The sequence below is a fragment of the Tamilnaduibacter salinus genome, from assembly GCF_003096655.1.
GTDB lineage: Bacteria > Pseudomonadota > Gammaproteobacteria > Pseudomonadales > Oleiphilaceae > Tamilnaduibacter > Tamilnaduibacter salinus.
The window spans coordinates 35,457-55,459 of sequence record NZ_QEKQ01000009.1; the positions used below are offsets into that span (position 1 = coordinate 35,457).

Consider the following 20,003-nt stretch of genomic DNA (forward strand, 5'->3'; position numbering starts at 1 on the left):
GATGCGTCTCAATGAACTGAGTCCCGAAGCCGGCTCCCGTCCGGAGGCCAAGCGTATTGGCCGCGGTATCGGAAGCGGCGTCGGTAAGACAGGTGGCCGTGGTCACAAAGGCCTCAAGGCCCGGTCCGGCGGCACAGTCCCGGCCGGTTTCGAAGGCGGTCAGCAGTCGCTGGCCGGTCGTCTTCCGAAGTTTGGTTTCACGTCTCGTCAGCAGCGCTATGAAGCCGAAATCCGGCTGAATGAGCTGGCGAAGGTGGATGGCGATGTTGCGGACCTGGCGGCGCTGAAGCAGGCCGACATCATCCGCGAGGAAATCCGGTCCGCCAAGGTGATCCTGTCGGGAGAGCTCTCCCGAGCGGTTACCGTCAAGGGCCTGAAAGTGACAAAAGGCGCGCGTGAAGCCATCACGGCCGCGGGCGGAAAAGTCGAAGACTAACGCAACCTGGGGACCCCATGGCCAAGAATGCATCAACACCGGCAGCGGGCGGCGGCGGACTCGGCGAGCTGCGATCGCGGCTCTGGTTCGTGCTGATCGCGCTTCTGGTGTACCGTATCGGTGCCCACATTCCGGTGCCCGGTATCAACCCTGATCGCTTGGCGGCGTTGTTTGAGCAGAACCAGGGGACGATCCTCGGACTGTTCAACATGTTCTCCGGGGGTGCCCTGGAGCGGATGAGTATCCTGGCCCTGGGCATCATGCCGTACATCTCGGCGTCGATCATCATGCAGTTGATGACGGCGGTTAGCCCTCAGCTGGAGCAGCTTAAGAAAGAGGGTGAGGCCGGGCGTCGCAAAATCAGTCAGTACACCCGGTACGGGACGGTACTGCTGGCCCTGATTCAGGGTATGGGCATTTCCGTTGGTCTGGCATCGCAGGGCGTGACATTCAACGACTCATTCAGCTTCCACTTCGTGGCAGTGGTGTCGTTTGTTTGTGGCGCGGTCTTCATGATGTGGCTGGGCGAGCAGATTACGGAGCGGGGGATTGGTAACGGTATCTCCCTCCTGATCTTCGCTGGCATCGTTGCCGGCCTGCCCGGGGCGATCGGTCAGACGCTGGAACAGGCTCGAAGTGGTGAAATGAGCATGTTGGTGGTGTTGGGCATCGGCATCCTGGCGGTGGCCGTCATTGGCTTTGTGGTGTTCATGGAGCGGGGGCAGCGCCGGCTGACGATCAACTACGCCAAGCGGCAGCAGGGTCGCCGGGTATTTGCCCAGCAGTCCAGTCATCTGCCCCTGAAGGTCAACATGGCCGGCGTGATTCCGCCGATCTTTGCCTCATCGATCCTGCTGTTCCCGGCTTCGCTGGGCCAGTGGTTTGGCCAGAGTGATGGCATGGAATGGCTGGGCACCGTGTCTCAGGCGCTGGCGCCCGGGCAGCCGTTGTACATCATCCTGTTCGGCGCCGCCGTGATCTTTTTCTGCTATTTCTATACCGCGCTGATGTACAACCCGCGGGAAGTGGCGGATAACCTGAAGCGCTCTGGTGCCTTTATTCCGGGGATCCGCCCGGGTGAGCAGACGGCCAAGTACATCGACGGTGTGCTGACACGTTTGACCCTGTTCGGGGCGCTCTATATCGCAGCGGTATCGCTGTTCCCGCAGTTCCTGACGGTATTCGCAAACGTGCCGTTTTATCTCGGGGGCACGTCGCTGCTGATCGTTGTGGTGGTCGTGATGGATTTCATGGCCCAGGTTCAGTCTCATCTGATGTCCCATCAGTATGAGTCGCTGATGAAGAAGTCCAACCTGAAGGGCTACGGCCGGTGAGCCCGGCCCTCGGAAACACTGGAGTCGACAATGAAAGTACGCGCTTCGGTAAAGAAAATTTGCCGTAACTGCAAGATCATTCGTCGCAATGGCTCGATCCGGGTCATTTGCACAGAACCTCGTCACAAGCAGCGTCAGGGCTGATCCCGTTAACAAACGGAGCCTGACTGAAAGAGTGGCGCAATGGTGGTGCTTGAAGTTTGAACACTCAAGCGCTATCATTGCGCGCCCTTTTTGTGGCGGACAATTCACATAGCAAAGCTTTGACTGCGGAGTAATCTGAATGGCACGTATAGCGGGTGTCAATATTCCCGACAACAAACACGCTGCTATCTCGCTGACCTATATCTTCGGGGTCGGCCGGACAACAGCGCGGCAGCTTTGCGACGCGGCCGGCATTCAGACGGATGCCAAGGTTCGTGACCTCAGCGATGAGCAGATTGACGCGCTTCGGAACGAAGTCGGCAAGCTGTCCGTCGAGGGTGACCTGCGTCGTGAAGTTCAGATGAACATCAAGCGTTTGAAGGACCTGGGCTGTTACCGGGGGCTGCGCCATCGGCACGGTCTGCCGGTTCGTGGCCAGAGTACCAAGAACAACGCCCGTACTCGTAAGGGTCCTCCCAAACCAATTCGTAGGTAACAGGTAGGTAAAGATGGCAAAGCCAGGTACACGTACCCGTAAAAAGGTGAAAAAGACGGTTGTTGATGGCGTCGCGCACATCCACGCGTCCTTCAACAACACGATCGTGAGCATTTCCGATCGGCAGGGCAATGTCCTGTCCTGGGCCACTTCTGGTGGTTCTGGTTTCCGTGGCTCACGTAAGAGCACACCTTTTGCTGCGCAGGTAGCAGCTGAAAGAGCCGGTAATGCGGCTGCTGAATACGGCCTGAAAAACCTGGATGTTGAGGTTAAGGGTCCTGGGCCCGGACGTGAATCCGCTGTACGCGCACTGAATGGCTGTGGGTACAAGATCACGAACATCACTGATGTGACGCCGATTCCGCACAACGGCTGTCGTCCGCCCAAGAAGCGCCGCGTATAACAGGAGACAGTTAAAATATGGCACGTTACATAGGTCCAAAATGTAAGCTGTCTCGCCGTGAAGGGACAGATCTTTTTCTGAAGAGCGGCGTCCGCGCACTCGACTCCAAGTGTAAGCTTGATACCCCGCCGGGGATGCACGGCGCACGTCGCAGCCGTCTGTCCGAATACGGTGTACAGCTCCGCGAAAAGCAGAAAGTCCGTCGTATGTACGGCATTCTCGAGAAGCAGTTCCGCAGCTATTACAAGGAAGCGGCCCGTCGCAAGGGCGCGACCGGTGAGAACCTGCTGCAGCTCCTCGAAAGCCGTCTCGATAACGTCGTATACCGCATGGGTTTTGGTTCAACCCGTGCCGAGGCCCGTCAGCTGGTATCGCACAAGGCGTTGCTGGTCAATGACAAAGCGGTCAATATCCCGTCTTACCAGGTGCAGCCAGGTGATGTGGTAACGGTCCGCGAAAAGGCCAAGAATCAGCTGCGCATCAAAGGCGCTCTGGAAGTGGCGGCCAATCGTGCCCCTGTGGAGTGGATCGACGTTGATAGCAACAAGATGACCGGCACCTACAAAGCCGTCCCTGAACGGGCCGAGCTGTCAGCCGACATCAACGAGCACCTCATCGTCGAGCTTTACTCCAAGTAAGGCCTGAGTTCAGCAAAGTGAGCAGATAGGGGCGTCTATGCAGCGTTCAGTACATGATTTGTTGACACCACGTACGATCGACGTGAAGGAACTGGGATCCTCGCACGCCCGCGTGACGCTGGAGCCGCTCGAACGCGGCTTCGGTCACACACTCGGTAGCGCGTTGCGCCGGATCCTACTGTCCTCCATGCCGGGGTGCGCCATCACGGAGGCCTCCATTGATGGCGTCCTGCACGAATACAGTGCGATCGAGGGTGTCCAGGAAGATGTCATCGAGATTCTCCTGAATCTCAAGGGTGTCGCCGTGCAGATGGACGGTCGCGATGACGCGGAACTGACTCTCTCCAAGAGTGGGCCGGGCGCCGTGACCGCGGGCGACATCCAGCTCGACCACGATGTGGAGATCGCCAACCCGGATCATGTGATTTGTCACCTGAGCGATAAGGGTGAAGTCAACATGCGTCTGCGGGTGGTGCGTGGTCGCGGTTACGAAGCTGCCGACCAGCGGGGTCTGGACGATGATGAGACCCGCGCGATTGGACGCCTTCAGCTGGACGCGACCTTCAGCCCGATCCGCCGGGTGGCCTATTCGGTCGAGAACGCACGGGTCGAACAACGTACGGACCTCGACAAGCTGGTGATCGACCTGGAAACCAACGGCACTGTTGATCCGGAAGAAGCCATCCGTCGGGCCGCTACCATTCTTCAACAGCAACTGGCTGTATTCGTGGACTTTGATCACGAAAAAGAGCCGGAGCGTGTTGAAGAAGAAGAAGAGGTCGACCCGATCCTGCTGCGGCCGGTGGACGATCTCGAGCTGACGGTTCGCTCCGCGAACTGCCTCAAGGCTGAGAACATTTACTACATCGGCGATCTTATTCAGCGGACGGAAGTTGAGCTGCTGAAGACGCCCAATCTTGGTAAGAAGTCGCTGACCGAGATCAAGGACGTGCTGGCCTCTCGCGGGCTGTCCCTCGGCATGCGCCTGGATAACTGGCCGCCGGCGAGCCTGCGTGGTGATGACCGCGTACTCGGTGGCTGATCGCCGATCTGGTCGTTAAAGGTAAGGAATCAGAGCAATGCGTCATCGTAAAAGTGGTCGTAGTTTAAGCAGGACCAGTTCGCATCGCAAAGCCATGTTCCGGAACATGACTGCGTCGCTGGTTGAGCATGAGTTGATCAAAACTACCCTGCCTAAGGCGAAGGAGCTTCGTCGAGTGGCAGAGCCGTTGATCACACTCTCCAAGAAAGATTCGGTGGCCAACCGCCGTCTGGCGTTTTCGCGCCTGCGGAACGACGCCGCTGTGGGTAAGCTGTTTGATGAGCTGGGCCCGCGGTATGCGGAGCGTCCGGGGGGCTATCTCCGTATCCTGAAGTGCGGGTTCCGCGCTGGTGATAATGCGCCGATGGCGTATGTTGAGCTGGTGGATCGGCCTGTCGACTTCGACGTGGAGGACGACGAGGACTAAGGTCCGTTGTCGCCGAATAGAAAGCCGGTGGGCGAACGCTCACCGGCTTTTTTTGGTTGATGGAATGTTACGGGATGCTAAGAGTCTGCACGATTTCTACCGCGCAGACTCTTAGTCGACCGGTTCCTGGCTGGGCTTGGGGGCGATGGCGTTGGGCTGCCCGAGCATTGGCTTGAGATACCGCCCGGTGTGCGAGGCGGCGTGGCCGGCCACCGACTCCGGCGTGCCTTCCGCAATGATGTCGCCGCCACCCTGACCGCCTTCGGGCCCCAGGTCGATGAGCCAGTCGGCTGTCTTGATCACGTCCAGGTTGTGCTCAATGACGACAACGGTGTTGCCGTGGTCCCGGAGGCGTTCTAGCACGTGCAGTAGTTGCTGGATGTCATAGAAATGCAGGCCGGTGGTCGGCTCATCCAGAATGTAGAGCGTCTTGCCGGTATCCCGTTTTGACAGTTCCCTTGCGAGCTTGACCCGCTGAGCCTCCCCGCCAGAGAGGGTGACCGCGTTCTGCCCAAGTTTGACGTAGGACAGGCCGACATCCATCAGCGTCTGGAGTCTCCGGGCGAGAAATGGCACCGCCTCGAAAAACGGCAATGCCTCCTCCACCGTCATCTCCAGTACCTCGTGAATGCTCTTGCCCTTGTATTGCACTTCCAGCGTTTCGCGGTTGTAGCGTTTGCCTTTGCAGACATCACATGCCACAAAGATGTCGGGCAGGAAATGCATCTCCACCTTGATGACGCCGTCACCGTGGCAGGCTTCGCAACGCCCCCCCTTGACGTTGAACGAGAAACGCCCTGGTTTGTAACCCCGCGCTCGCGCCTCCTGGGTGCCCGCGAACAGTTCCCGGATGGGGGTGAATAGTCCGGTGTAGGTGGCCGGGTTGGATCGGGGCGTCCGGCCGATCGGGCTCTGGTCGATATCGATGACCTTGTCGAGTTGATCGAGCCCCTCAATGGTCTTGTACGGCGCATGGTCCAGGCTGGTGGCCCGATTAAGCTGTTGTGCCGCCACCGGGTGCAGCGTGTGGTTAATCAGGGTTGATTTGCCGGACCCGGAGACGCCGGTGACGCAGGTGAGGGTCCCGAGTGGCAAGCGCAGGGTCACGTCCTTGAGGTTGTTGCCGCAAGCGCCCGCCAGTGTCAGGGTCTCGCCATGGCCCCGATGTCGGCGTGCGGGGACCGGAATGACGCGATCCCCCCGCAGGTACTGGCCGGTCAGTGAGTCCGGGTGATTGATCACGGTGTCCGGGGGGCCGTCGGCGACGATGTGGCCGCCGTGAACGCCCGCACCGGGCCCGATATCGATGAGGTGGTCGGCGCTGCGGATCGCATCTTCATCGTGCTCGACCACGATGACGGTATTGCCCAGGTCCCGCAGATGGGTCAGCGTTCGCAGCAGCCGATCGTTGTCCCGCTGGTGAAGCCCGATGGAGGGCTCGTCCAGGATGTACATCACACCCACCAGTCCGGCGCCAATCTGGCTGGCAAGGCGAATGCGCTGCGCCTCGCCGCCAGACAGGGTGTCGGCCGCCCGTTCCAGGTTCAGGTAATCGAGACCGACATTCACCAGGAACTGAAGACGCTGGCGAATCTCCTTGAGAATCTTTTCAGCAATCTCACCCCGCCGCCCGGGCAGTGTCAGGTTTTCGGTATAGTCCCAGGCTTCTCCCACAGGCAGCCGTGTCAGGTCGGGCAGATTGCGGTCGTTGATGAATACATGGCGAGCGCTGCGCCGCAACCGCGAGCCGCCGCAGTCCACACAGGGCATCTGTGTCAGATGCCGGGCCAGTTCCTCCCGCATGGTCTGGGATTCGGTTTCCCGGTAACGCCGTTCCAGGTTGGGAAGCACGCCTTCGAACGGGTGCGCTTTTTCCATGATGTGGCCGCGGGAATTGACATAGCGAAAGGTGACCTCTTCATCCCCGGTGCCATTGAGAACCCTCGCCCGGAACCACTCCGGCAGCTCCCGGAAGGGGGTGTCCATATCCATTCCGTAGTGCTCTGCAACGCTGCTGAGCAACTGGAAGTAGTAGACGGATCGTCGATCCCAGCCCCGGATAGCGCCTTCAGCGAGTGAGGCCTCCGGGTGCTGAACGATCTTCTCCGGGTCAAAGAACTGGCGGACGCCGAGGCCATCACACGTCGGGCAGGCGCCGGCGGGGTTGTTGAATGAGAACAGCCGGGGCTCAAGTTCGGTCAGCGAGTAGCCGCATTGAGTGCAGGCGTAACGGGCGGAAAACGTATGTTCCTCACCGTCGCCGTCAAGCGGAGCGGTCAGGGCGATGCCGTCAGACAGCCCCAAGGCGGTCTCGAAGCTTTCGGCCAGCCGTTGTTCCAGTCCGGGCTTGACCCGGAATCGGTCCACAACGACATCGATGGAGTGTTTCTTTTTCTTGTCCAGATCGGGTAGATCATCAATGTCCCAGACCCGGCCGTCGATGCGCAGGCGGATGAAGCCCTGAGCCCGCATTGATTCGATAACCTGGACATGCTCGCCCTTGCGGTCGCGGATCACCGGGGCCAGAATCATCCGCTTGTCGCCTTCGGGCAGGGCGAGCACCTGATCCACCATCTGACTCACGGTCTGGGCAACGAGTGGCTGTCCGTGGTCCGGGCAGCGGGGCTCGCCGGCGCGCGCGAACAGCAGCCGAAGGTAGTCATAGATTTCGGTGATGGTACCGACTGTTGAGCGCGGGTTGTGGGATGTGGATTTCTGTTCGATCGAAATCGCTGGCGACAATCCCTCGATATGGTCCACGTCGGGTTTTTCCATCATGGACAGGAACTGGCGCGCGTAGGTCGACAACGACTCCACATAGCGGCGTTGACCTTCCGCATAGAGTGTGTCGAACGCCAGGGAGGACTTGCCAGAGCCGGACAGGCCAGTCACAACGACGAGTTGATCCCTCGGAATCTCAAGGTCAACGTTTTTCAGATTGTGGGTTCGCGCCCCCTGGATGCTGATGTGGTCCATGATCTCCCTGTTTGCATTTACCAGACGGGGGTCTGGCTTTCGGGTTTGCTGCGGAAAACGTCGGTCCAGTCGTCGGAGCTGCTCGCATCGGACCCCTCGCGATCTTCCGCGAGGTCTTCGAGTCTGAGGCGACTTTCATCCGGTGCATTGGACAGATCGATGATGATCTCCACCCGACGGTTTTTTGCCCGGTGTTCCCGTGAATCGTTCTCGAAGCGGGGTTGGGTCGGGCCGTAGCCGACCACTTTTACCCGGCCGGGGTCAATGTCGGCGGCCTTGATCAAGGCGTTTCCCACCGTTGCGGCGCGATCTGCTGAAAGGTTCCAGTTGGATCGGTACCGTGCGGTGCTGATCGGGACGTTGTCCGTATGGCCCTCGACCGTCAGGTCACCGGGAATCTGTTCGAGAATTTTGGCCATTCGATAGAGCAGTTCTTCGAACTCAAAGGTGATACGACTTGAGCCGGAGGCAAAAGAACCCTTCTCCTCGACCCGGATGGTGACTGATTTTCGGCCTTCTTCGACGGAGACGCGGCCGTCCTGTATCGAAGCGTCCAGACGTTTCCGCGCGGATTCGGCCACGGTGTCGACTTTCTCTTTGAGCGCGTCTTCCTGCTTGGTGCTGACCTTGTTCTGCGTGGTGTTGGTTTCGACTTCCGGCTCGCGTTCGGCCTTGCTCTGTCGAACCTGGTCGAGCACTGTGGGCTCGGGCTTACCGGGTGAAAAGTGCTTGAAGACAGGGGACGTTCCCTCAGGAATTTCCAGAGCGGGGACATCCCGCTGGACGCCAAAGGCTTTCGCCATCTCTTCGGCAATCTGCTTGAACTTGTTGGCATCGATCTCTGAAAACGACAGCAACAAAACGAAAAAGCACATCAGCAGCGACATCAGGTCGGCAAACGTCATGACCCATGCCGGCGTGCCTCGTTTTTCTTCCTCCGGTAAGTCATCCATCGTGTGTGCCTCCCCAGTGCAGCGCGATCAAGCGGCTTCTTCGGACTGTTCGCGTTTTTCCGGAGGCAGATAGCTGCTAAGCATCTGCTCTACCACCCGGGGGTTCTGGCCTTGCTGGATCGTTGTCACCGCATCAATGACCAGCGCCTGCATCCGGGCCTCCTCAGTAATCCGGAGTTCCAGCTTGTCCGCGATCGGGATGGCAACCATGTTGGCGATCATGGCTCCGTAGAGTGTGGTCAGTAGTGCGACGGCCATCGCGGGACCGATCGACTTTGGGTCTTCCATATTGGAGAGCATCTGGACCAGGCCGATGATGGTACCAATCATCCCCATCGCCGGCGCGACGTCGCCCATGGCGTGGAACACTTTGGAGCCCATGCGGTTACGCTCAAGCGTCATTAAACGCTCTTTGGCCATCAATGCCTTGGTGGTCTCTGGGTCCTGGCCGTCGATCATATGTCGAATGCCCTGCTGGAAAAACGACGAGCTGCTTTCATGGTTTTCCAGCTCGAGCATGCCCTTCTTCCGGGCGATGTCGGCGACCTCTACCACCTCTTCGATCAAGGCCCCAGTATCGGGGAGTCGGAACTTGAATGCCCGGCCGGCGGCTCGGAATGCGTTTAAGAACTGGGAAAAACTGAACTTTGACAGTACGACAAAGAGCGTTCCCATGACGACGATCGCGATGGATGCAGGATTGGCAAACACGGAGAGAGAACCGCCGAAAAAGACTGCCAAAGCGATGACAACAATTGCACCGACAAGTCCGACCAATGTCGCAAAATCCATGGAGTGTCTCCCCGTCGCTTTAAAAGCCAATAACAAGGCGACAGTTTAGCCGCCGTTGGCAGAGCTGAACAGCTGGCGATCACCCACGCTCCCTTGCGTGGACTCTCTCTGGTACCATTCCCGGCCTGATCATTAACGAATGAGTGATCTCCCTTTCATGGATTCTCTGGAAAAACGCTCGGTCGCGGCGCTGGCCGCCGTCTACGCCATGCGCATGCTCGGCCTGTTCATGGTGCTGCCGGTCTTCGTCCTGCTTGGACAGGACCTGGTGGGAGCGACGCCGGCCCTGCTGGGGTTTGCCATGGGGGCCTATGGATTGAGCCAGGCCCTGCTGCAGATCCCGTTCGGGATGTTGTCCGACCGGATTGGCCGTAAGCGCCTGATCCACTTCGGGCTCGCGCTGTTTGCGGTTGGTAGCCTGCTCGCGGGGCTGTCGGAGCATGTATACGGCGTGATTGCGGGTCGGGTGCTTCAGGGAGCTGGTGCCATTGCGAGCGTATTGATGGCATTGCTCAGCGACCTGACGCGGGAAGAGAACCGGACGCAGGCCATGGCGACGGTTGGCCTGTCCATTGGGGTGGCGTTCGCCGTCTCGTTGTTTCTGGGGCCGATGCTTGGTGAGCTTGCGGGCCTGCCCGGTCTGTTCTACCTGACGGCCGGACTGGCCCTGGCGGGGATGGCGCTGGTGCAGTGGTGGGTGCCGACGCCCGCCCGGGAAACGGTGCATCCGGATGCGCAACCGGCCTCCCGGCAGTTAAAACGAGTGCTGACCGATGGCCGGCTGTTGCGGCTGGATTTTGGCATTTTCGCGCTGCATCTGGTGCTGACCGCATTGTTCCTGGTGGTGCCCGTCACTCTGCAGGACAAGGCTGGGCTCCCCTCGGGTCACCACTGGTGGGTCTATCTGTCGGTTATGGCGCTCGGGTTTATCGCCATGGTGCCGTTCATCATCATTGGCGAGAAAAAACGCCTGATGAAGCCCGTACTGTGCGGCGCCGTGGCGATGCTGACGTTCTCATGCCTGCTGTTGCTGGTTAGCCCCCCGACCCTGCCCGTGTTGTGGGGGACTCTTTTTCTGTTCTTTATGGCCTTCAACCTGCTGGAAGCGACTCTGCCGTCGCTGATCAGCAAGGAGTCTCCGGCGGGCGCAAAGGGAACGGCGATGGGGGTCTACTCCACGTCCCAGTTTCTGGGTGCGTTCGTCGGAGGCGCTGTCGGCGGGGTGCTTGTGGAGCGTATTGGGGACGCAGCACCGTTCCAGATGATGCTGGTCGTTCTGACCCTCTGGCTGCTGGCCGCTCTCACCATGCGAGCGCCAAGCCATACCAAGAGTTTCGTGGTACAGTTGCGTTCATCCGGCGACGACTCGGAGGGCGGTATCGATCAGGCCCTGCGCCAGCTGCCTGGCGTCGATGATGTCACGATCCTCTCAGGCAGTCGCACCGCCTACCTGAAGGTGGACCAGCAAGCGTTCGACGCCAAGGCCCTCGACGGATTGGCGTTCGTCAAGCAATAAGATGGCGGGACCCGTCTTACCCCTCACGACAAGCCGGCCAGGGACGTTGCCGGTGGCAAGAAACGACAATCAGGAGTGAAACATGGCACGAGGCGTCAACAAAGTCATCCTCATCGGCAATCTGGGTAACGACCCTGATACCCGGTACAGCCCCAATGGCAATGCCGTGACCAACTTCAATATTGCGACGGATGAGAGCTACAAGGACCGTCAGTCCGGGCAGCTGGTTCCGAAGACCGAGTGGCACCGCATCGTCATGTTCGGCAAGATTGCCGAGATCGCGGGTCAGTACCTGCGCAAAGGCTCCAAGGTCTACATCGAAGGCAAACTCCAGACCCGCAAGTGGCAGGGGCAGGATGGCGTTGATCGCTACACCACGGAAGTGGTGGTGGACATCAACGGCCAGATGCAGATGCTCGACAGCCGTGGCGGTTCCCAGGATAGCGGCATGGCTCAGTCCGGGCCGACAGCCAGCCCGCAATCGGCGCCCCAGGGTGGCGGTCAGCCCGCGTCCGGCGGCTACAGCCAGCCGAACCAGTCGGGCGGTGGTGGCATGCCTGAGCCGGTCGACGACTTTGACGATGACATCCCATTCTGAGGGGGCACGTTGGATCCTATTGGATCGTGTCAAAGGCCGGCGTCGATGGTGCCGGCCTTTTGCATCCGGTCTCAAAAAGCGTCGTGTTCTGTTACATTTGTTGACAAAACTTGTGAAACTCACGTATCAGAGTGCGGGTAACAGTAGGTAACACGTCAACCTTTCTCTAGAATGCCGCTATCAAGCTGGCAGTATTGACGGAACGGAGCTGGCAACCGGGTGAGTAGCGCCTTTTTCACACATTGGTTAAAACGCCGCCGGGAAACTGGCCGGCTGGGATTGGAAATCCGTGAGGATGGCTTGGCCTGGGCTTCGTGGGAGGCGGGACGGCCCGCTGATGCCGGTGTCATTGTCTGTACTCCGGCCGAACGGCTGTCGGCTCTGAAGCAACTGGTCGCGGAAAAGGCACCAACCTGTCAAACCGTTCGCCTTGTTCTCTCTCCGAACCAGTACCAGGTGTTCCAGCTCGAGCGGCCCGAGGGCGTCGATGAGTCCGAGCTGGCCGATGCCCTGCGCTGGAAACTCCGTGACCTGATTGATTTCAGCCCGTCGGATGCGGTATGCGACGTATTTCCGTTTCCTTCGGACGCGTCACGAGGGCGCGGGGAACTGGTGAACGTCGTTGTGGCCCGCCAGGATCGGCTTGCCGGTTACGTGTCGCTCGTTCACGACGCGGGGCTGGATCTGGAGTCGATTGATATTGCCCACCTGGCACTTCGCAATGCCGCCGAGGCACTGGACGCCGATGAGCGCGGTCTGGCTCTGGTGCACCTTCGGGAGGATGCCGGCCAGATGGTAATCTGCCGCGGAGCCACGCTCTACCTCTCACGGCGCCTCGATGTGGTGGCGGACCATCTGATTGATGCGGCTCGCCAGGATGGCGCCATCCAGTCTCTTGCTCTTGAGATGCAGCGGTCGCTGGACTATTTCGAGAGCCAGCTGGGTCAGGCGCCGCCCCGGACGGTCGTCATAGCGGGCCAGGATCCGGCCATGCCGTTGGCGCCGATGCTCTCGCCCTACGTCGGTGTCGGCGTGGAGGCGCTGGACCCGGAACGACTCGCCGCGCCGCGCGATCTCGACGCCCGCTGTCTGCCGGCACTTGGAGTGGTTTGTCCGGCGGGGGCGTCCGTATGAGGCAAGTGGTTAATCTCTACACAGAGGCCCTGCGCCCCAGGCAGCAGCGCCTGACGGCGCGAACGGCACTGATAACGATGGTCGGCGCGGTTGTGCTCCTTGCGGGGGGATCGGTCTGGCTGCATTGGGAGCGCGCGGCTCAGCAGACGGAACTCGACGCCTTGAGCCGTCAGGTGTCGGCTGCTGAGCAACGCGTCGCCCGGCTGGAAAAGGCGGTTGAGGCCAACCGTCCGGATCCGTCGTTGAAGGAGGCCGCGTCACGTCTGGCCAGTCAGATTGATCGGCGTCAAAGGCTCCTGGAGCGCATCGATGCGATGGTGGGTACCGGGGGTTCCCAGTTTTCTCCCTACATGGAGGCCATGGCCCGGCGCATGCCGGATGCGGTGTGGCTGACTGGTTTCCGCATCGCCCTCGACCCCGTTCGAATCACCATGAAAGGGGCAACACAGCAGCCGGGAAAGGTGCCTGTGTATCTCGATCGTCTTCGCCACGAACCGGTCTTCAGTGGCCGCACCTTTGAGCGATTTCTGATGCAGCGCCCTGGGGAAACCACTGAGCGGGAAGCTGGACCGGTGCATTTCCGGATCGCCTCCAGTCGTGAGCAGACGGAGGATGACGATGACGGTTAGCGAGCGGTTGCATCAGTGGGGCGCCTGGTATGACGACCGACCGGTGCGGGAGCGCGGTCTGATTCTCGTGACCGCCCTGATTGTGGTGGTGTTGGGCGTCTGGCAATTCAGTCTGGGGCCAACGCTCGCGCAGATCGACACTGGTGAGGCCCGGTTCGCGCAGAAGAATGCGTCTCTGGCGGGTCTGAACGACCAGGCCAAGGCGTTGGCCGAGCGCGCCGAAAAAGATCCGAACACCGCACTGAGGGATCGGATCGACCGGCGTCAGTCCCGTTTGTCGGAGCTGGATGGGCGGATTTCCGAAGCCACTGGGGCGCTCGTCTCGCCCCGCGCGATGGTAGGGGTGTTGGAAGAAATGCTCTCGTCGCAGCAGAACCTGACTCTGGTTCGTCTTCGGTTACTGGAACCCATGCCCATCCGGGCGCCGGGCGGACACGATGCCGGGAGTGCTGAGACGGTGCCGCTTATGTACGCCCACGATGTGGAGGTGACCGTTCGCGGTGGTTATCTGCCATTGCTGGATTATCTCCGACGTCTGGAGGCGTTGCAGCGGGATTTGTCCTGGCGGCAGTTGGACTACAAGGTCCTGTCCCACCCGGACGCCGAAGCAACGCTGAGAATCCGGACACTGGGACTCGAGCCCGCCTGGCTGGGAGTGTGAGATGACTCGGAAACTGCTTCTGATACTGATGGTAATGGCGGGGCCGGCCCTGGCGCTCAAGGACCCGACCCGCCCAGCCGGGACGTCGGCACCGGTTGACGCCAAACCGACACGGACATCACTGTCGCTGACCTCGATCATTCAGGCGGGTGAGCGGCGCCGCGCAGTCATCAACGGTCAGGTTGTCCGTGAGGGCGATCCGGTGGCCGGCACCCAGGTCCTGTCCATTGACTCGGATCGGGTGATTCTCAGACAAGGGGGTAAGCGCCGTGTGTTGCGCTGGCAGGGCCCCCCGGACATCAAGACAACCCCCTAATCGGAAAGGGCTTTCGAGGTATTCTATGACCCACAGGTGTTCCCGAACCGGCTGGTTGGTGGTGCTGGCATTGCTGTTTAGCGGCTGCGCCGCCGAGCATCCGCTGATGCGCTCCGGTCAGGCCACCTCCACGGATGCGGCGCAAGCGATTGATGAGGAGCTGGCGAAGGCCGAGAAGGTGACGCCGGAAACCGGCACCTCCGACCGGTCCGGAACCGTCCCGAAAGCGGTCACCGACGCCCTGATGCCATCGCTGGCCGAGCCGGCCACGTCCTCAGACGAGCGATTCGACGTTGCCGCACGTGGCCTGGCCGTGGCGGACTTTTTTGCGGGGCTGGTCGATGGCACCGACTACAACGTGGTGGTGCATCCGCAAGTCACTGGCACCATTTCTCTCAATCTGCGTGACGTGTCCCTGCCGGAAGTGATGGACGTTGTGGACGACCTCCATGATTTTCGGGTGACACGCCATGATCGCCTCTACAAGGTGCTGCCCGGAGGTCTGCAGACCCGGCTTTTCCCCATCGACTATCTGCACCTCAAGCGTCAGGGTGGTTCGGAGACGCGCGTCAACTCCGGTCAGGTGTCCTCCGTACAGCGTTCGGGACAGAACGGCGGGGGCGCCACCAATGGTGACGACGGCGGTCGTGTGCAGAGCGTGATCGGGACCCGTATTTCCACAGAGACAGAGTCCCGTTTCTGGTCAGACCTGCGAAGCGCGGTTTCGACGATCGTCGGGTCCGGCAACGGACGAAAAGTCATCACAACGCCAGGCGCTGGTCTTGTGGTGGTGCGCGCCGAGCCGGATGAACTGGCTGCGGTGGAGCGCTATCTTCGCAAGGCCGAACTCATCATGAAGCGCCAAGTAGTCATAGAGGCCAAGGTGCTTGAGATTGCTCTGGATGAGCGCTACGAGCAGGGCATCAACTGGTCCGACCTGCAGAGCGCAAGTCGTGTGACGGCATCTGATGGGTTGCCTGAGGACTTTACCGCGCAGGCGCTGGCGGGCGTCCCCATCACCAGTAGTGATATTGGTGGTGTTTTCTCTGCCAGTGTTCGAGCCGGTGATTTCACCGCGTTGATCGAGTTGCTGGGGCGCCAGGGTAATGTCCAAACACTGTCGAGTCCGCGTATCTCGACGGTCAATAACCAGAAAGCTGTCATCAAGGTGGGGTCCGACGAGTTCTTTGTAACCGACATTGAGTTTGATGATGAGGATAATGCCGCCGGGACGACGGACAGTACCTCGACGTCGGTCGAGCTGACCCCGTTCTTTTCAGGTATCTCTCTTGATGTCACGCCCCAGATATCCGAGAACGGGACCATCACTCTCCATGTCCACCCGTCGGTCAGCGAAGTCAGCGATCAGGAGAAAGTCATCACCGTGGGTGACCGGGATGTGACACTGCCGCTGGCGCTCAGCACTGTCCGCGAGACAGACAGTGTCATCAAGGCACAAAGCGGTCAGATTGTCGTGATTGGCGGTTTGATCCAGAACAAGAGTGAGGACAATAACGCCGCCGTCCCATTCTTCAGTGAGATTCCCTGGATCGGAGAGCTGTTCAAGCAGCGCCGGTTCGAGTCGCGCAAGAGCGAGCTGGTGATCCTGCTGCGCCCGGTGGTGACGGGCCGTGGTGAGGGCACCATGCGGGCCGATGTGTCCCGGAGTCGTGAGCGCATGCAGGTGCTGCGTGAGCTTCTTGAAGAGCCGAGCAGCCCCTTGCCGGAGCCGGCCCAGCCAGGGCGGGAGTAATATGTACGAAGCGCACTTCGGATTGCGGGAAGCACCGTTTTCCCTGACTCCCAACACGCACTACTTCATGCGGGCGCCCAGCCACGCGGACGCCCTGGAGTTGCTACTGGTGGCGTTGCGTGAGAAGGAAGGCTTCATCAAGATCACCGGCGAGGTGGGAACCGGTAAAACGCTGCTGTGCCGGCTGCTGCTCAACGAGCTGGATGCCACAACGGCCTGGATTCCCAACCCGTCGCTGTCGCCGGAAAGTCTCTACCTGGCTGTCGCCGATGAGCTCGGCGTATCGGTCGACGATGCTGCCAACCCGCACCGCGTTCTCAAGGCGATCAATGAACGCCTGATTGAGTGCGCTGAGGCGGGTCAGCAGGTGGTTTTGGTCATTGACGAAGCCCAGGCCATGTCATTCGACACACTGGAAGCACTTCGGCTTCTGACCAACCTCGAGACGGAAACCGCGCGACTGCTGCAGGTTGTACTGTTCGGTCAACCGGAGCTGGATTCGCTGCTGGCACAGTCGTCCTTGAGGCAACTACGACAGCGGATCACTTTCCAGTACCGGCTCCGGCCGCTGGACCGTGACGCCACCGCCCAGTACATCCGTCACCGGCTGGCCCAGGCGGGCCACAATGGGGGCGACCTGTTCGACGCCCGGGCCCTGAAGCTGCTGACCAAGGCCTCCGGTGGCATCCCCCGCCTGCTCAATATCCTGGCTCACAAATCCCTCCTGTCGGCCTGGGGGGCCGGACAGGGGAAGGTGCTGCGCCAGCACGCGTTGCAGGCCATCCGTGACACAGAGGGCGCCCGTCGACCGGGCTGGATGGAGCGCTGGCTATGAGTCTGTTGAACGACGCGCTCCGCAATGCTGAGCAACGTCAGAGCGCACCGGGGGCGCAAGGCGCTTACGTTGGTCAGCCCCGGGCCGTTGGCGAGCGGGCCTCCGGGCGGCCGCTGGCCTGGTGGGGCCTGGGGCTGGTGCTGGCCGGGTTGGGGGGCGTACTGATCTGGCTGCTCTGGACGCAGCCCTCCAGCTCGTCTGCGGTGATCGAACCTGTTTCGGTATCCACCGGACCGATCGAAGCACGTCCGTCGCCCGATAAATCCGGATCGGTGGGCAATGAAGCGCCGTCAACGACGACGCCTACGGCATCGGCTGATACGACTCAGACGTCGGCTGAAACGACCCGCGTCGCAGCGGTCGAGGCACCTGAACCAACGCAGGCGCCGGCAACGGACGACCGACAGTCGGACGCCGCTGACAATCGGCCAGAACCGGCCACGGCGGAGCCCGACACCGACGGCAATGAACCGGAGGAATCGGCGACGGCGACCGGTGAGGCGGAATCGGCGCCGTCCACTTCGGTGGCAGACAGGGAACCACGCGACGACACTGAGTCTACGCCCGTTCGAAAAACGCGGACCACACCGGAAGCGCTTGATCGCGAGGCGGCGGAGGCAATTCGTGCGGCCCTGAACGACGGTCGCATCGCAGCGGCGCGCCGGCAGTTGGCAGGGATCGTCCAGAGTCAGCCCGCGCCCCTGAGCCGGGCGGCCTGGGCCCGTCACCAGCTCGTTGCCGGCCAGCCCCGTGACGCACTGCAATGGCTCCCGGTATCGCAGACCCGCGAACACGTTGACCTGAGACTGCTTCGGGCCCGGGCCCAGCAGGCCATGGGCGAGCCACAGGCCGCCATCGCGACACTGGCGGATAACCGCCCGGCCGTGGCTCGTGCGCCGGCCTACCACGTAACGCTGGCGACGCTGTATCAACAGGCTGGCCAGCCGGATCGGGCCGCCGAACTGTGGGCCGGGTTGATCGCTCATGACAATGGCCGCGGTGGCTGGTGGGTCGGTCTCGCGCTGGCGCTGGAGTCCGACGGGCACCCTCAGCGGGCGGCCCGTGCCTATCGCGAGGCGCTCGGACTGGACAACATCAAACCCGCGCTGGCGCGGTTCGCCCGGCAGCGGTTGGATGGACTGGAGGGATAATCCCGGTATGGCCGAACCCCGCAAGAAAATCCGCATCGGCGACCTGCTGGTCCAGAACGAGGTCATTACCGAAGACCAGTTGATGAAGGCGCTCAGCGAGCAGAAGAACTCCGGTCGCAAACTGGGTCGGACGCTGATTGATCTGGGCTACATCGAGGAAGATCGGCTGCTGAACTTCCTGTCGCAGCAGCTGCAGATTCCCTTTGTGCAACTGCGCCACTTCCAGTTCGACATGTCGCTGGTCAAACGCCTTCCGGAGGCACAGGCACGGCGGTTCCGGAGCATCGTGCTGGCCGACCAGGGCGGAGAGCTGCTGGTGGGGATGGCCGACCCGATGGACATCTTCGCCTACGATGAGCTGGTCCGCATTCTCGACCAACCCGTCAAGCAGGCCGTGGTTCGTGAGAGCGAGTTGCTGTCCACATTGGATCTGGTCTATCGCCGGACCGACGAAATCGCCTCTCTGGCCGAAGAGCTGGAGGACGAACTGGGCGACGATGCCTTTGACCTGGCCGACCTGGGCGGGGAAGAGGAATCCGGCGAAGCGCCTGTTGCCAAACTACTCCAGACCCTGTTCGAGGATGCCATCCAGGCCCGCAGTTCCGACATCCATATCGAGCCGGATGAGAGCGTGGTCCGCATCCGCCAGCGCGTGGATGGCGTACTCCAGGAACAGGTGATGAAGGAAAAGCGCATCAACGCCGCTGTGGTGTTGAGGCTGAAGCTCATGGCAGGGCTGAATATCTCGGAAAAGCGTCTGCCGCAGGACGGGCGGTTCAACGTCCGGGTGCGCGGGCGCAGTATCGACGTGCGGGTGTCCACCATGCCGGTCCAGCACGGCGAGTCCGTCGTCATGCGCCTTTTGGACCAGTCCCAGGGCACACTCGATCTGGATACCCTGGGCATGCCGGCGGATCTGCTCAGCCGCTTCCGCCGGATGAGTCGCAAGCCGCACGGCATGATCCTGGTGACCGGCCCGACCGGCTCCGGTAAGACGACCACCCTTTACGGCACACTGACCGAACTGAACCGGCCCGAGGTCAAAATCATCACGGCGGAAGACCCGGTGGAGTACCGGCTGCCGCGGATTACGCAGGTGCAGGTGAATCCGCAAATCGGGCTGGAGTTTGCAACCGTTCTGCGCTCGGCCCTTCGACAGGATCCGGATGTCATTCTGGTTGGCGAGATGCGTGATCAGGAGACCGTGGAAATCGGTCTGCGAGCGGCGATGACCGGTCACCTGGTGCTCTCGACCCTGCACACCAACGACTCCATCAGCAGCGCCATGCGCCTGATCGATATGGGGGCGGAGCCCTACCTGGTGGCCAGTTCGTTACTGGGGGTTGTCGCCCAGCGCCTGATCCGGCGGGTGTGTGCCAATTGCGCGGCGGCCTATCAGCCGACGGATCAGGAAGCGGTCTGGTTGGGGAGTCTCGGCCGGCGCACCGACGATCTCGAGGGGCGCTTTGTGCAGGGGCAGGGCTGCTACCAATGCAGCAACACCGGGTATCGGGGCCGTATTGGCGTCTACGAGCTGCTGGAAATGAACGAGCCCATGCTGGATGCCCTACGCCGACGGGATCCGTCTGCTTTCACCCGGGCCGCTCGTTCCAGTCCCTCTTACCGGCCCCTGGAACAGTGCGCGCTGGACTATGCTTTGGATGGGATCACGTCCCTTGAGGAAGTGGCCCGGGTGGCGGCAACCACTGAATACAGCCAAGGCGATGTGGGAGGCGATGACCTTCCCGTTATCGGCCAGATGGAATAGC

The 20,003-nt window shown here is 61.1% G+C and carries 21 protein-coding genes; 18 read left to right on the forward strand and 3 right to left on the reverse strand.

Going from position 1 to position 20,003, the window contains the following annotated elements; all coding sequences use genetic code 11:
- The first annotated feature begins 1 nt into the window (after position 1).
- The 8 genes from rplO (at position 2) to rplQ (ending at position 4,920) form a co-directional block, all read left to right on the forward strand.
- The gene (gene rplO, locus C8D92_RS13345; protein ID WP_116919627.1) at positions 2–436 is read left to right on the forward strand and encodes a 50S ribosomal protein L15; all 435 of its coding nucleotides are present in this window, start codon (positions 2–4) and stop codon (positions 434–436) included.
- A gap of 17 nt (positions 437–453) precedes the next feature.
- Positions 454–1,770, forward strand: a complete 1,317-nt coding sequence (gene secY / locus C8D92_RS13350) for a preprotein translocase subunit SecY (protein WP_116919628.1) — start codon at positions 454–456, stop codon at positions 1,768–1,770.
- Positions 1,771–1,800: 30 nt separating this feature from the next.
- Positions 1,801–1,914, forward strand: a complete 114-nt coding sequence (gene rpmJ / locus C8D92_RS13355) for a 50S ribosomal protein L36 (RefSeq protein ID WP_077529268.1) — start codon at positions 1,801–1,803, stop codon at positions 1,912–1,914.
- 139 nt (positions 1,915–2,053) lie between these two features.
- A complete protein-coding gene (gene rpsM / locus C8D92_RS13360; RefSeq protein WP_095609644.1) occupies positions 2,054–2,410 on the forward strand; it encodes a 30S ribosomal protein S13 in 357 nt (118 codons plus the stop codon).
- A gap of 13 nt (positions 2,411–2,423) precedes the next feature.
- Positions 2,424–2,813, forward strand: coding sequence for a 30S ribosomal protein S11 (gene rpsK / locus C8D92_RS13365; protein WP_095609643.1), 390 nt, complete (start codon positions 2,424–2,426; stop codon positions 2,811–2,813).
- A gap of 17 nt (positions 2,814–2,830) precedes the next feature.
- The gene (rpsD, locus tag C8D92_RS13370) at positions 2,831–3,451 is read left to right on the forward strand and encodes a 30S ribosomal protein S4 (RefSeq protein ID WP_095609642.1); all 621 of its coding nucleotides are present in this window, start codon (positions 2,831–2,833) and stop codon (positions 3,449–3,451) included.
- Between the two features lie 37 nt (positions 3,452–3,488).
- Positions 3,489–4,493: a DNA-directed RNA polymerase subunit alpha gene (locus C8D92_RS13375; RefSeq protein ID WP_116919629.1), complete on the forward strand. Its 1,005-nt coding sequence runs from the start codon at positions 3,489–3,491 to the stop codon at positions 4,491–4,493.
- Positions 4,494–4,530: 37 nt separating this feature from the next.
- Positions 4,531–4,920: a 50S ribosomal protein L17 gene (rplQ, locus tag C8D92_RS13380; protein WP_116919630.1), complete on the forward strand. Its 390-nt coding sequence runs from the start codon at positions 4,531–4,533 to the stop codon at positions 4,918–4,920.
- 111 nt (positions 4,921–5,031) lie between these two features.
- Here rplQ and uvrA read toward each other — a convergent pair whose 3' ends face one another.
- Genes uvrA through pomA form a run of 3 tightly spaced genes read right to left on the reverse strand, consistent with a single transcriptional unit; the run spans position 5,032 to position 9,641 of the window.
- On the reverse strand, positions 5,032–7,896 hold the full coding sequence (uvrA, locus tag C8D92_RS13385; protein ID WP_116919631.1) for an excinuclease ABC subunit UvrA: 2,865 nt from the start codon (positions 7,894–7,896) through the stop codon (positions 5,032–5,034).
- A 17-nt stretch (positions 7,897–7,913) separates the two neighbouring features.
- Positions 7,914–8,849, reverse strand: a complete 936-nt coding sequence (locus tag C8D92_RS13390) for a MotB family protein (protein WP_116919632.1) — start codon at positions 8,847–8,849, stop codon at positions 7,914–7,916.
- 27 nt (positions 8,850–8,876) lie between these two features.
- A complete protein-coding gene (gene pomA, locus C8D92_RS13395; protein WP_095609637.1) occupies positions 8,877–9,641 on the reverse strand; it encodes a flagellar motor protein PomA in 765 nt (254 codons plus the stop codon).
- A 157-nt stretch (positions 9,642–9,798) separates the two neighbouring features.
- On the opposite strand from pomA, the gene C8D92_RS13400 reads away from it, so the two are divergent.
- The 10 genes from C8D92_RS13400 (at position 9,799) to C8D92_RS13445 (ending at position 20,002) form a co-directional block, all read left to right on the forward strand.
- On the forward strand, positions 9,799–11,157 hold the full coding sequence (locus tag C8D92_RS13400) for an MFS transporter (protein ID WP_116919633.1): 1,359 nt from the start codon (positions 9,799–9,801) through the stop codon (positions 11,155–11,157).
- A gap of 82 nt (positions 11,158–11,239) precedes the next feature.
- A complete protein-coding gene (gene ssb, locus C8D92_RS13405) occupies positions 11,240–11,755 on the forward strand; it encodes a single-stranded DNA-binding protein (RefSeq protein ID WP_116919634.1) in 516 nt (171 codons plus the stop codon).
- Between the two features lie 300 nt (positions 11,756–12,055).
- Positions 12,056–12,889, forward strand: a complete 834-nt coding sequence (locus C8D92_RS13410; protein WP_243402449.1) for a type IV pilus biogenesis protein PilM — start codon at positions 12,056–12,058, stop codon at positions 12,887–12,889.
- On the forward strand, positions 12,886–13,518 hold the full coding sequence (locus tag C8D92_RS13415) for a PilN domain-containing protein (protein ID WP_116919635.1): 633 nt from the start codon (positions 12,886–12,888) through the stop codon (positions 13,516–13,518). The genes C8D92_RS13410 and C8D92_RS13415 overlap by 4 nt, the downstream gene beginning before the upstream one ends.
- A complete protein-coding gene (gspM, locus tag C8D92_RS13420; RefSeq protein WP_165819282.1) occupies positions 13,508–14,179 on the forward strand; it encodes a type II secretion system protein GspM in 672 nt (223 codons plus the stop codon). The genes C8D92_RS13415 and gspM overlap by 11 nt, the downstream gene beginning before the upstream one ends.
- A 1-nt stretch (position 14,180) precedes the next feature.
- The gene (locus C8D92_RS13425) at positions 14,181–14,495 is read left to right on the forward strand and encodes a general secretion pathway protein GspB (RefSeq protein WP_116919637.1); all 315 of its coding nucleotides are present in this window, start codon (positions 14,181–14,183) and stop codon (positions 14,493–14,495) included.
- Between the two features lie 25 nt (positions 14,496–14,520).
- Positions 14,521–16,248 (forward strand): pilus (MSHA type) biogenesis protein MshL, encoded by a 1,728-nt coding sequence (gene mshL, locus C8D92_RS13430; RefSeq protein ID WP_243402450.1) that lies wholly within the window; start codon positions 14,521–14,523, stop codon positions 16,246–16,248.
- 1 nt (position 16,249) lies between these two features.
- Complete coding sequence (locus tag C8D92_RS13435; protein ID WP_116919638.1) at positions 16,250–17,083, forward strand: ExeA family protein; 834 nt, start codon at positions 16,250–16,252, stop codon at positions 17,081–17,083.
- Positions 17,080–18,234, forward strand: a complete 1,155-nt coding sequence (locus tag C8D92_RS13440; RefSeq protein ID WP_116919639.1) for a tetratricopeptide repeat protein — start codon at positions 17,080–17,082, stop codon at positions 18,232–18,234. Before C8D92_RS13435 ends, C8D92_RS13440 begins: the two co-directional genes overlap by 4 nt.
- Positions 18,235–18,241: 7 nt before the next feature.
- Entirely contained in the window at positions 18,242–20,002 is a 1,761-nt protein-coding gene (locus tag C8D92_RS13445; protein ID WP_116919640.1) for a GspE/PulE family protein, read from the forward strand.
- Position 20,003: the final 1 nt, after the last annotated feature.

Bases quoted from the DNA above. Each gene is read 5' to 3' on its own strand.
- C8D92_RS13375 (WP_116919629.1), top strand. From the start codon at position 3,489: ATGCAGCGTTCAGTACATGATTTGTTGACACCACGTACGATCGACGTG.
- rpsK (WP_095609643.1), top strand. From the start codon at position 2,424: ATGGCAAAGCCAGGTACACGTACCCGTAAAAAGGTGAAAAAGACGGTT.
- C8D92_RS13400 (WP_116919633.1), top strand. From the start codon at position 9,799: ATGGATTCTCTGGAAAAACGCTCGGTCGCGGCGCTGGCCGCCGTCTAC.
- rpsM (WP_095609644.1), top strand. From the start codon at position 2,054: ATGGCACGTATAGCGGGTGTCAATATTCCCGACAACAAACACGCTGCT.
- gspM (WP_165819282.1), top strand. From the start codon at position 13,508: ATGACGGTTAGCGAGCGGTTGCATCAGTGGGGCGCCTGGTATGACGAC.
- pomA (WP_095609637.1), bottom strand. From the start codon at position 9,641: ATGGATTTTGCGACATTGGTCGGACTTGTCGGTGCAATTGTTGTCATC.
- C8D92_RS13445 (WP_116919640.1), top strand. From the start codon at position 18,242: ATGGCCGAACCCCGCAAGAAAATCCGCATCGGCGACCTGCTGGTCCAG.
- rpmJ (WP_077529268.1), top strand. From the start codon at position 1,801: ATGAAAGTACGCGCTTCGGTAAAGAAAATTTGCCGTAACTGCAAGATC.
- C8D92_RS13390 (WP_116919632.1), bottom strand. From the start codon at position 8,849: ATGGATGACTTACCGGAGGAAGAAAAACGAGGCACGCCGGCATGGGTC.
- uvrA (WP_116919631.1), bottom strand. From the start codon at position 7,896: ATGGACCACATCAGCATCCAGGGGGCGCGAACCCACAATCTGAAAAAC.
- mshL (WP_243402450.1), top strand. From the start codon at position 14,521: ATGACCCACAGGTGTTCCCGAACCGGCTGGTTGGTGGTGCTGGCATTG.
- secY (WP_116919628.1), top strand. From the start codon at position 454: ATGGCCAAGAATGCATCAACACCGGCAGCGGGCGGCGGCGGACTCGGC.
- rplO (WP_116919627.1), top strand. From the start codon at position 2: ATGCGTCTCAATGAACTGAGTCCCGAAGCCGGCTCCCGTCCGGAGGCC.
- rpsD (WP_095609642.1), top strand. From the start codon at position 2,831: ATGGCACGTTACATAGGTCCAAAATGTAAGCTGTCTCGCCGTGAAGGG.
- ssb (WP_116919634.1), top strand. From the start codon at position 11,240: ATGGCACGAGGCGTCAACAAAGTCATCCTCATCGGCAATCTGGGTAAC.
- C8D92_RS13415 (WP_116919635.1), top strand. From the start codon at position 12,886: ATGAGGCAAGTGGTTAATCTCTACACAGAGGCCCTGCGCCCCAGGCAG.
- rplQ (WP_116919630.1), top strand. From the start codon at position 4,531: ATGCGTCATCGTAAAAGTGGTCGTAGTTTAAGCAGGACCAGTTCGCAT.
- C8D92_RS13435 (WP_116919638.1), top strand. From the start codon at position 16,250: ATGTACGAAGCGCACTTCGGATTGCGGGAAGCACCGTTTTCCCTGACT.
- C8D92_RS13425 (WP_116919637.1), top strand. From the start codon at position 14,181: ATGACTCGGAAACTGCTTCTGATACTGATGGTAATGGCGGGGCCGGCC.
- C8D92_RS13440 (WP_116919639.1), top strand. From the start codon at position 17,080: ATGAGTCTGTTGAACGACGCGCTCCGCAATGCTGAGCAACGTCAGAGC.